Source organism: Rhodopseudomonas sp. B29, from assembly GCF_000333455.1.
Classification (GTDB): Bacteria; Pseudomonadota; Alphaproteobacteria; order Rhizobiales; family Xanthobacteraceae; genus Rhodopseudomonas.
Map to the genome: position 1 here is coordinate 1 of NZ_BADD01000473.1, position 236 is coordinate 236.

Genomic DNA, 236 nt, shown 5'->3' on the forward strand with positions numbered 1-236 from the left:
CGATGACGGCTCGTGCCGACGAACTCCGCGACGACTATTACCGCGACCCGCCGCGGCGTCCGGTCTACGAGCGTGACGACGCGCCAAGGCACGCGCCGCGCGGCTATCGGCATTTCGAAGACCTCCGCGACGCCGACTGGCGCGGCGACCGCCGATCCTACGGGGCGCGGGACTACGACGAGTTCGTCGAACCGCGGCGCTTCAGCGCCCCGCGCTATGACGATCGGCGGTACGAT

Annotated in this window: 1 pseudogene; it reads left to right on the forward strand. The window is 70.3% G+C overall.

What is annotated here, in order from left to right:
• Nucleotides 1-236, forward strand: a pseudogene (locus I5M_RS32785) (hypothetical protein); the annotation flags it as partial.